At 39.6% G+C, this 10,007-nt stretch carries 8 protein-coding genes; 5 read left to right on the top strand and 3 right to left on the bottom strand.

Annotation, left to right across the window (positions count from 1 at the left end; all coding sequences use genetic code 11):
• Both DKM50_00760 and DKM50_00755 read left to right on the top strand, forming a co-directional pair.
• Positions 1-2,677: hypothetical protein (locus tag DKM50_00760; protein PZM83981.1), on the top strand; the 2,677-nt coding region annotated here is incomplete at its 5' end.
• Positions 2,678-2,868: 191 nt separating this feature from the next.
• The gene (locus tag DKM50_00755; GenBank protein ID PZM83980.1) at positions 2,869-3,831 is read left to right on the top strand and encodes a patatin; all 963 of its coding nucleotides are present in this window, start codon (positions 2,869-2,871) and stop codon (positions 3,829-3,831) included.
• 48 nt (positions 3,832-3,879) lie between these two features.
• On the opposite strand, the gene DKM50_00750 is transcribed toward DKM50_00755, so the two are convergent.
• A complete protein-coding gene (locus DKM50_00750; GenBank protein ID PZM83979.1) occupies positions 3,880-5,400 on the bottom strand; it encodes a hypothetical protein in 1,521 nt (506 codons plus the stop codon).
• Between the two features lie 295 nt (positions 5,401-5,695).
• Positions 5,696-6,622, bottom strand: coding sequence for a Tim44 domain-containing protein (locus tag DKM50_00745; GenBank protein ID PZM83978.1), 927 nt, complete (start codon positions 6,620-6,622; stop codon positions 5,696-5,698).
• Positions 6,623-7,045: 423 nt separating this feature from the next.
• Between DKM50_00745 and DKM50_00740 the strand changes: the two genes are divergently transcribed.
• A complete protein-coding gene (locus DKM50_00740; GenBank protein ID PZM83977.1) occupies positions 7,046-7,927 on the top strand; it encodes a hypothetical protein in 882 nt (293 codons plus the stop codon).
• 11 nt (positions 7,928-7,938) lie between these two features.
• Here the strand turns inward: DKM50_00740 and msrA are convergent, their stop codons facing one another.
• Positions 7,939-8,631 (bottom strand): peptide-methionine (S)-S-oxide reductase, encoded by a 693-nt coding sequence (gene msrA / locus DKM50_00735; GenBank protein ID PZM83976.1) that lies wholly within the window; start codon positions 8,629-8,631, stop codon positions 7,939-7,941.
• A 448-nt stretch (positions 8,632-9,079) separates the two neighbouring features.
• Between msrA and DKM50_00730 the strand changes: the two genes are divergently transcribed.
• Both DKM50_00730 and DKM50_00725 read left to right on the top strand, forming a co-directional pair.
• Positions 9,080-9,751, top strand: coding sequence for a phosphoribosyltransferase (locus tag DKM50_00730; protein PZM83975.1), 672 nt, complete (start codon positions 9,080-9,082; stop codon positions 9,749-9,751).
• A 47-nt stretch (positions 9,752-9,798) separates the two neighbouring features.
• Positions 9,799-10,007 (top strand): alpha/beta hydrolase (locus DKM50_00725; GenBank protein ID PZM83974.1); only part of this gene is annotated, 209 nt, incomplete at its 3' end.

Raw genomic sequence — 10,007 nt, 5'->3', positions numbered from 1 at the left:
GATCCTTGGCGGAGCCGGAGCTGACCAGCTATATGGCGGAAACAGCAGTGCCAGCGCAGCAGTAATTGGTACTGACAAAGACATTATCCTTGGAGATAACGGCAAGGTGACGGATATAACAAGTCTAGATCCGGTAAGGATACGCAGGATCGAGACAAGCGATACGCTAGCCACAACCGGTGGAGCAGATACCATCGAAGGAAATGAAGATAAGGATCTGATTTACGGCGGAGTTGGAGCTGACCAGATTAAAGGTAATGACGGTAACGATGTTATTTTTGGCGATTGCGGAGTAGCGAATTATAACCAGGGCGACAATGACCTGAGTACGTTAGATGTAATTTCCAGTAGCGAGCATGCTTTAGGCGGAATAGACAATATCGAAGGTAATGCCGGAGACGACATCATCCTTGGAGGCACAGCCGGAGATATGCTTAATGGTAATACCGGAACCGATATCCTGCTTGGCGACAATGGCGAAGTAGATTATATCGGTGGACTAATCTCGTTAATTAAGACAACTGATATCCTGGAAGTAACCGGCGGAGTCGATACGATCGAAGGCAACGAAGGGGATGACATAATCCTGGGAGGCATAGCCGGAGACACGATCTATGGTAACACTGGCAGCGATATCATCCTGGGGGATAACGGACTAATCGATTATAATGTGGATAACGATTTGAAATCGATTGATCTTATCGAGACTGAGATTGTGATTGCGGGTCTGGAAAAATATGCCCTTGGTGGAAATGATATCCTTAACGGTAATGAAGGGCATGATATATTACTCGGTGGCGCAGGGTCTGACAGGATTTATGGAGGCAATGGTTTTAAAGACCAGCGTTTGGTAGGTAACGACAGCGATTTTATAGCCGGTGATAATGGTCGTATTTCTAATGTTTACAGTTTGACTCCATTACGCCTTAAAAAGATAGAGACAACAGATACGGTTGAGGCTACTGGTGGAGATGACACAATTGAAGGTAATGAAGATGATGACGTAATTTTGGGTGGAGTTGGTAATGATACTATTTTGGGTAATGACGGAAATGATTATATACTGGGTGATTGCGGGATAGCAGATTTTTATCAATATGATTATGACTTGAAGACTATTGATATATTCTTTAGTAAAGAGTTGGCTTTAGGTGGGTCAGATACAATTGATGGTAATTACGGCAATGACAAGATTATCGGTGGAGCCGGAAGAGATAGGCTTAGAGGTAGCGAAGGGGATGACTTGGTAACAGGTGATAACGGCGAAGTTTATTTTATTGATGGGGTAGCGGTACAGCTCAGGACTACTGATGTTGTTGAAACAACCGGGAACACTGATAATATCGAAGGAAATGAAGGTAGCGATATTCTTCTCGGTGGAATCGAAGCTGACGAAATCAGGGGTGGCGCAGGCGATGACATAATCCTTGGGGATAATGGATTAATTTCTTATATGATGGACGGAAATATATTCACTTTGGACTTTATCCAAACAGAGATACTTAATGAAGGAACATCACCTTCCGCATTGGGTGGAGCAGATATTATATTCGGTAACGAAGGCAATGATATTCTAATCGGTGGAGTAGCGGGGGATAGATTGTATAGTGGTAACGGACCTTATGTCATATTGGATCCAGGCCAACAGCGAGAAATACTAATTGGCGACAATGCTCGATTATACGAGATATCTAGGCAGATTTCATTTATTATGAAAAAAATAGAAATAATAGACACAGTATTAATAACAGCAGGTGATGATGAAATATATGGAAATGAACTAATTGATCTGATCCAGGGTGGTCTAGGTAAGGATCTTTTTTATGGTAGCAGCGGTAATGGCGGGGTCATTTTGACCAACTATACTAAAGTTATTAATTTCCTGGAGAATGGAAAGATAATAGAGACAGTTAAGCCTGGTGTTCTAATAGCTAAAATAGATAATAACACTGTTGTTATTTCGATTAATACTAAGAATGCGGACGAAACAAAATCTAATGCTCCAGTTGTTATTATGATGGTTAATACTAGTAATCCAACTGTTACTACTATTGTTTTAGTTGTTACTGAGATTTCGGCTCCGGCATCAACTGAGGCTGATCCTGCCTTGCCAGATTCCGTCCCTTCAGAAAAAGACAAAGCTAACAGCCTGGAAAGACCTGCAGTGCAGGAAGAGGTATCAATTACAGTAACCGTGGCATCAGCTGTATCACATACAAATGACAAGGTTGTTTTAATAATTATCCCAAATAATTTCGTTGTAAATCCAACTGGTAACCAGTCCGGCACTGGCACGACATCAATAGTGTTATCAAGTTTTGGTCTATCACAAGTTATTACGTTTGATTTCTTAAACGAGCTCAATAATTCTACAACTGAGTTAGTCCAAAATGAGATATTACATCAGGATAATAAGGAATCTAAAGAGAAAAAAACTGAAAAATATGAAAGAATTAAAGTTGTTAGCGCTGTTAATTTAATAATCCGTAAATCTGTTCAAGAGACCGAAAAATATGCTAAACGGGAGATGTTCCAGATAACTGAGATTGACGGTAACCAGATAGCCTTGATTCTTAATCAGGACAAAATCACCAATCCTGAAACAGTTCCTTATGTACTGGATGCCTCTACTGGAAGTACTTCTACCAACTCGCAGAATAAAGAGGATGAGGAATAATAAACAAAATTGATGGTTATCTGAACGCGAGCTACAAAATAGCTGAACCTTTTTTTTTCTCTTTTTTTTTACGCCTATTGATCTAACTGGATAAATTATTTCATTGATTTCTATTCGTTTTATGATAACATTCCTCACTATTATAAACCTGCATAACAGAATATTGTTATTTGTTTGATAGGAAAAAACGAATGGCAGGTAAACCCAAATTCAAAGTTCTTTCTATCGCCGGCGGGGGCATTCGGGGAATAATTCCAGCAATCGTGTTATGTGAGATTGAAAAAAGAGCAAAAAATAGAGCCGCAAAACTATTTGATCTCATTGCAGGGACTTCTACTGGAGGCATACTAGCACTGGGGATCACGAAGCCCCATCCCGGCAAGCCCGAACCGGAGTTTTCGGCTAAGGATTTGGTTAACCTATATGAAAATGAAGGGGAGAGTATATTCCCCGGATCATTATTTAACGAATTAAGAGGCTGGATATGCACTAAGTACGGATGTGCCGGTATAGAAAAAGTGCTTAATAAGTATTTTCAGGATACATATTTGAGCAAGTCTATAACCGATGTGTTTATTACCAGCTACGAAACAGAGACTCGCAAGCCATTTTTTTTCGACAGTAAGAAAGCTAAGAAAGATATAGAATATGATTTTTTCATGAAGGACGTTGCTCGTTCCACCTCTGCAGCTCCCACCTATTTTTCGCCGGCGTATATTAAAACAGCTAGTACTCTCGGCCATTATACTTTATTAGATGGAGGGCTCTATGCAAATAACCCGGCTATGTGTGCATATGTCGAGGCTCTGAAGAGATTTCCTGAAAATGATATGGATATTACACTAGTATCGTTGGGTACTGGTATAATGCATCATACTTTGTTCTACGATAAAATAAAGTCATACGGTAAGCTTGGCTGGGCAAGACTAATTATGGATGTTGTATCCGACGGAATTAACGAGACAGTTGATTATCAACTGAAGAAGATTCTGCCTGAAAACTTCTATTCCTTTCAGGTGAACTTATCTGATGCGAGTGAGAGCATGGACGACGCCTCTGTGAACAATATCCAAAAACTTAAGGTAATGGCGCAAGAACTCATCTATAAAGAAGATAAAAAACTGGATAGTTTAATAGATATATTAAATAGTTAAATTTTTCTAATCAAACGGGCAACAGTATTGAAACTATTGGATAAAGGGTTATTCGCTTGCGAGCCCTTTATCTATTAACAGGGAACCCCGGATATAAACCAGTTGCATAATTGCCTCACGATAACGAACAATAGTTTCAAGGGCTTTTCTATTGGCTTCATCTCGTTCTTTTTCTATTTCATATACTTTTCTGATATTACTTTTACCTTCTTGCATTCTGGCAATTTCTACCTCAAGTAGCTTTTTTTGGAAATCAACAATAATTTTAGTGCTTTTAATCCTTTTCTGTAAACTGCTGATTTTTAGGGTTATATTTTCAATTGTCTGGGTTAATTCGTATTCTGTTGCTTTTATTCTTTCTTCTGATAGATTTTTTTTCAAATAAGCGGCATCTAGGTCATTCTGTTCTTTAATACCCGAAAATAAAGGTAATTTCATTTCTACGTCCATAGTCCAGCCCGGATAGGTTTTGTCCTGTATTTGTCTTAGGCTTTGATCTAGATTTTCTCCGTGCCCACGTAATCCGTAACTGGTTTTTATGTTAAGTTCAGGTAACCTTTGATCTGTTCGGTATCCAACAACTATTTTATCTTTTTCCAGCTCGTGTTTCCTGGACAGAAGATCCGGCTGCATTTTCATTGCCAGGGATAGCGATTCTTCACGCATTTTATTAACATCTTCATTTAGGGTATCAGGCGTTATTATGGGGTCTTTGGCTACAATCTGGATGTTTTCGCTAATAGTATTGTCGGAAAATAATAATTTTAATCTATGCATGGTATCCATAAGTTCCTGGTAACTTTCGGCTTGTTGAGATAGCCTTAATTCCAGGCCGGCCTGGGCTTCCATTAAGTCCAGTTCTGACATTTTCCCGGTCAGGACTCTCTGTGTGCTGTCTTCTACCAGATTTCTGGCAATATTTGTTGATTCTTGGGTTATTTTATATTTTTCTTGGGCATATGCCAGTTCCCAATATATGGATTCCGTTTGGGAAATTGTTTCCATAAGCTGTTGTCTGTATATCTGGTAAGCTATACTTTCTTCTTTCTGTGCAATTTGAATAGATGCCAGGGGGGAACTCATCCAGGCCCCTTTTAACAGGGGTTGTTGGTAGCTTATACCTAGGAATGAATCATATAGTATTTTTTTATATACGCTAGTGAACTGTCTGGAGGAGGTGTTACCGACCCAGTAATTACCGCCACTAATAACTTTGCCCTCTATTCCGAAGTTGTACTGTTCGTTCTCTTCTCCATATTGTCTCCTGCCGCTTTGTAATTGTATTTCAGAGATTGAAGCTTCCCGGTCTAATTTGTCCCGGTGATATTTTCCAATGAATTGCGGTTCAAAATCACCCCATGCTGCATTGATTTCTTTTTGTTTCACATTCCATTTTGTAATTGTTTCTTTAATTTGAGGGTTCTTTTTTATCACATTGGCGATTACTTCGGTTAAAGACATGTTTTTAATATCAGGGGATGGTCGGGTCTCTTCTGCTATCGCGAGATAGTTGCACAGCAGCATTGCTAAGCCAAAACTACAAAGGCTGTATTTTTTGGATTTGGACATGATATATCTCCAGTCAGGATTAATTATTTTAAACCATGAAAAATAAAGTATATTTGAATCCGCATTGGGATAGCTGATAATTTAACGTAAGTGTAACAAAACTAATAACATATATCAAGTGCGCGACGAATTTATATTAAATATCTCAGCTATCAAAGTCCGTTGCTCAATAAAATCATAGGTAGACCAGAAATCTAATGTTAACTGCACTCCAGAGTTTCTGGAAGGGAATCAGCTGGAGAAATAAGCCTGTAGAGAACAGATGATTTCTCCAGCAATATATGGAAAAATATAACTACTTCTGATCAATCCCTGTTAAACGCCAGGGGTTATTACCAACAGGTCTTATAAAAGACCAGTATTCTTCAAATTTTATAGGATCTGATTTGCTTCCTGCGATAACAGCCCCGGTAGTTTCATCAGTTGTATAATCTAATAGATTGGCGTATATCAATGCAGTAATGTTATCTTGCCCCATTTCCTGCCACGCGTTTTCAATCTCAACTTTTCTCACTGCGATATTTTCAAGGTGATTAACTTTTTTTTCGCGTAGAAGTGTATCAACATCTTCCTGTAAAAAGCGGTACATTTCATCGGTTAATAATACTTTTACCGGAGTCAGGTCACGGTTCATCCAGGATCCCTGGATTTTAAAAAACATATCCATTACCTGATCGGAAAAACGTGCCTCATCAAATGAAGCATCCATTTTCCTAATATCGACCATACTTACTGCCAATTCATTTCCAGCTTCGATCACCTGTGGGTCATCGTTCTGATAAGTCTGTGGCGGAACAATAGTAGGATTAAACATGTTTCCGCTATTTGCAAAACCACCTTCATTTTTTCTTTTGATAAACATTTTATACCCCAAATAAGCTATACCAGCAAAAATAATTATCTGTAATAATCCGCCTCCACCAGCGCCCCCAAAACCAAGGCCGCGAAAAAGCATACCTCCGAGAACGCCCCCAGCCAAACCACCAAGTAACCCACCCATGATTCCTCCACGATTTGATTGTTGGTAGGGTGTGTTATTTGGACGAGCGGGGCGAGAATAAGGAGAAGAATAAGACCTTGCAGGACTAGAATAGCTACGAGAACTTCGGTATCCTGATGACCTGCCGAATCCTGCCCTGGCAAATGCCTCCACCTGTAATACGCTGCATGTCAAAAAAACTACCATCACAACAAGCATTAATCTTCTCTTTCGTTTTCCCATTACGGTTGTCTCCCTATTTCTTTGAGTTTTTTAGATTCTTAAGTTAGTATATTAACATGTTTTTTGTTTATGTAATACTTCCATGTGGATTAATTACCCATAAACCACTGTGAAAACAGCATAAGTTCAGGCCTCCGGATCTATTTCTAAAAATTTCTGCCACTTAAGCTCTTACCCTTGTTTGATAATACTTGGTTCCAGGAATTCGTGAAGCTCTCGATAAAGTTAAAGAAATTCGTTAAATAATCCAATACCTGGGCAGCATTTATGGGACCGGTGCTGTTTCAGATCTTGCCAGAGGAATCCGATTAGCCCTCAATCGTATAGGGAAATAGATAGTTGACTTGCCTCTTTGCCGGAGTTACTATCCTCACGTCAATATAACCGGGTGTGTCTTTATTTAAATAGTAAAGGGGGCGGCTTATGAGAAGCAGAGTTGCAATCACTCATAACCAGGATATAGAACGGGCAATTTTTAATTCATTAAATCTCCTTTTGAATCTATCAGAATTATTTGATGACAAACACGTAGCAATTAAGCCGAATGATACGTGGGCAACCAGAGATGATCTGACTGCCTGCACTCAAGCTGATACAGTAAAGGCCGTCATTAGATACATAAAACATTATAATCCCAAAAAGATTACTATTTCTGGAGGAGCAGGCGCAGGTGATACGTTCGAAATATTTAACTATTTAGGTATAAATAAGGTAATCCAGGATGAAGGCATTGCTTTTTTTGACCATAACAAACCTCCATTTGAATCAGTGAATCTGGAATATGGCCCGCAAAAGGAAATAATGGTAAATCCGGAAATATTTCATTATGATACCGTCATTTCTTTAGCTCAGCATAAAGTCCATAGCACCGCTGGTGTCAGCCTGACTATGAAAAATATCGCAATGTCCTATCCTGGCGCAGATTACTACGGACATCCGAGGACCGGGCAAACACATCCTCATAATTTTTTTAAAGATCTACCGGGATTTATTGTCGGGATGTGCCAGAAATTTCCTATTCATCTGGGAATTATCGTTGGGCATCCTGCCATGATAGGGATTGGTCCTGTTGGCGGTACCACCTTTGAATCGGAACTCGTCATCGCAAGCAGGGACTGCATTGCGGCCGACTGCGTAGGTGCTAGACTGCTTGGGTTTGATGAAGTTGCTTATATCAAAGAAGCAGAACGTATGGGTCTCGGTTCCGCAAATATTAATGATCTCGAAATTGTCGGTATGCCTGTTCTCGATGCTATTTCGTTTTTTAATGAAAAAGCTAACAATGCTGAACGAAGAGCAGCATAAAGCGGTTCTGGTTACGCTGCTTTTTGTGTCTCCCAATCTCTTACAATTTCTATGAGTTTTTGCATCGCTGTAGGTGATAGTCCAAAACTGTCGATCTCATATTGCAATGTTCGATAGCTGCCAAATCCTCCAATATAGCTATTAATGCGGGCAGCCGCAGTAGAATTAATGAAATCTTTGTCTGAAGGATACATGATACTAAAATCAAGCATGATATCAGGATATCTCTTCAAATAGTATTTCTGATGATGAGACTCCGCGGTAAAAAATTGTCCTGCCGTAATAAGCTCAGTATGAATTTGTCCTTGAAAGGTATCATCTTGCAATCGTTTTTTTGTTTCAAAAGCTAGCTGTCTTTGGTCTTCATCGTGGAAATAAATTGCAGAGGAATACTGTCGTTCTTGTGGAATTGTAGGGTTGTGACCTTTCCAGAATGTTGTTAATAATTCCTGGTAAGTAACAATTTCCGGATCATAAACCAGGAGAACACTTTCAATATGATCTCCTATGTCATGGTAGGCCGGGTTTAGACTCGTACCCCCGGTGTAACCTACTCGAGTGCTGATTATTCCAGCCTTGATCCCGAACCTTGCATCAGAATCCCAGAAACAACCCATGGAAAATGACGCGTTCTTTTTCTTAGAAGGTGTTGGCAGATCAATCGGGGGCATCGATGGACTATTAGTGAGTTCGTATATTTTCATGAGTAACCTCCTTGTATGATTATCATTAGTTTATGGAATTTTTTTCTCTTTGAGAATACTTACTACGGGTTTTTAAATTATGCAAGTTGAGGTATTGCTCTTGTTTTGTTTATCAGGAGTTGTTTGAAGGCTGAACCTATTCCGGATAACTTTTTCAAATCTAAACTATGCAGATGCTGACTATATTTACTTCATTTTTCTTAGTCAAAAGTTTACAAGCCAAGTCTAATATTCTTCTTGTTTTTGCTTGAAATAATTTGCATTTATAGCCAAATTTATGCTCATTGAAAACTCAACAAAGTTATTTGGGCTTATTTAAGCGCCAAAATATGTATTCGAAAAGACTTGATTTAAATGCTTTTTATATTATACTCGCTCATGACAATATGGGAGTAAATCCTTAGCACACTAGAATTATTATTTGTTTGAATCGGAAAAGAGGATAATTATGGGAAGGCTTTATAAGGATAGATCGTCTGCCGGGAAGATATTGGCAGCGAGGCTGAAGAAATTTGCAAATGATCCGAACCTTTTGATCCTGGGATTGCCACGAGGGGGGATCCCTGTAGCTTTTGAAGTAGCGAAAGAGCTTAATGCACCTCTGGATGTTTTTATTGTACGTAAGCTGGGAACGCCAGGGCAGCCTGAACTTGCTATGGGTGCAATTGCTGGTAAAGGGTTTATTGTCCTCAATAAATCAATAGTTAATGAACTTGGGATACCGAAACAAGAGATTCTATCCGTAGCCAGGTCCGAGCAGAAAGAGCTCGACCGGCGTGAAGCTCTTTACCGCAAGAACCGTCCGGCATATTCCATAAGTGGAAAGAAAGTAATTCTTGTTGATGATGGTTTGGCTACCGGTGCAACAATGATGGTAGCGGTCAGAGCTGTTCGAAAGCAAAACCCCGAAAAGCTAATTGTCGCAACGCCGGTTGCAGATGCTTCTATTTGTGAGAAGTTCAAAGACCAGGTCGATGAGATGATTTGTGCTTACACGCCGTACCCGCTCTCTGCAATAGGGATGTGGTATGAAAACTTTATTCAAACTACAGATGCCGAAGTAATTAAGCTTTTGGAGTTAGCTCATAAAAATATATCTGAAGAGAAAAATGCCGCATGATAGATTTTAGATTAATAAAGCTCTAACAGTATATGAGGAGATTGACTATGGTAGAAAATGAACTGGAAGTTCCTATCGATAGTGTTGTGCTTTTAGGGAGGCTTTCTATTCCCGATAACGCGAAAGGAATTGTGTTGTTTGCCCATGGTAGCGGCAGCAGCAGGCAAAGCCCTCGAAATAATTATGTTGCCGGAGTTCTGCAGAAGTCAGGATTCGCTACATTCCTTTTTGATCTGCTTACGAGAGAGGAAGAAGC

It is taken from the genome of Candidatus Margulisiibacteriota bacterium (assembly GCA_003242895.1).
GTDB lineage: Bacteria > Margulisbacteria > Riflemargulisbacteria > GWF2-39-127 > GWF2-39-127 > GWF2-39-127.
The sequence above is the reverse complement of the archived record's forward strand: the minus strand, read 5'-3'. Positions and strand labels throughout refer to the sequence as shown.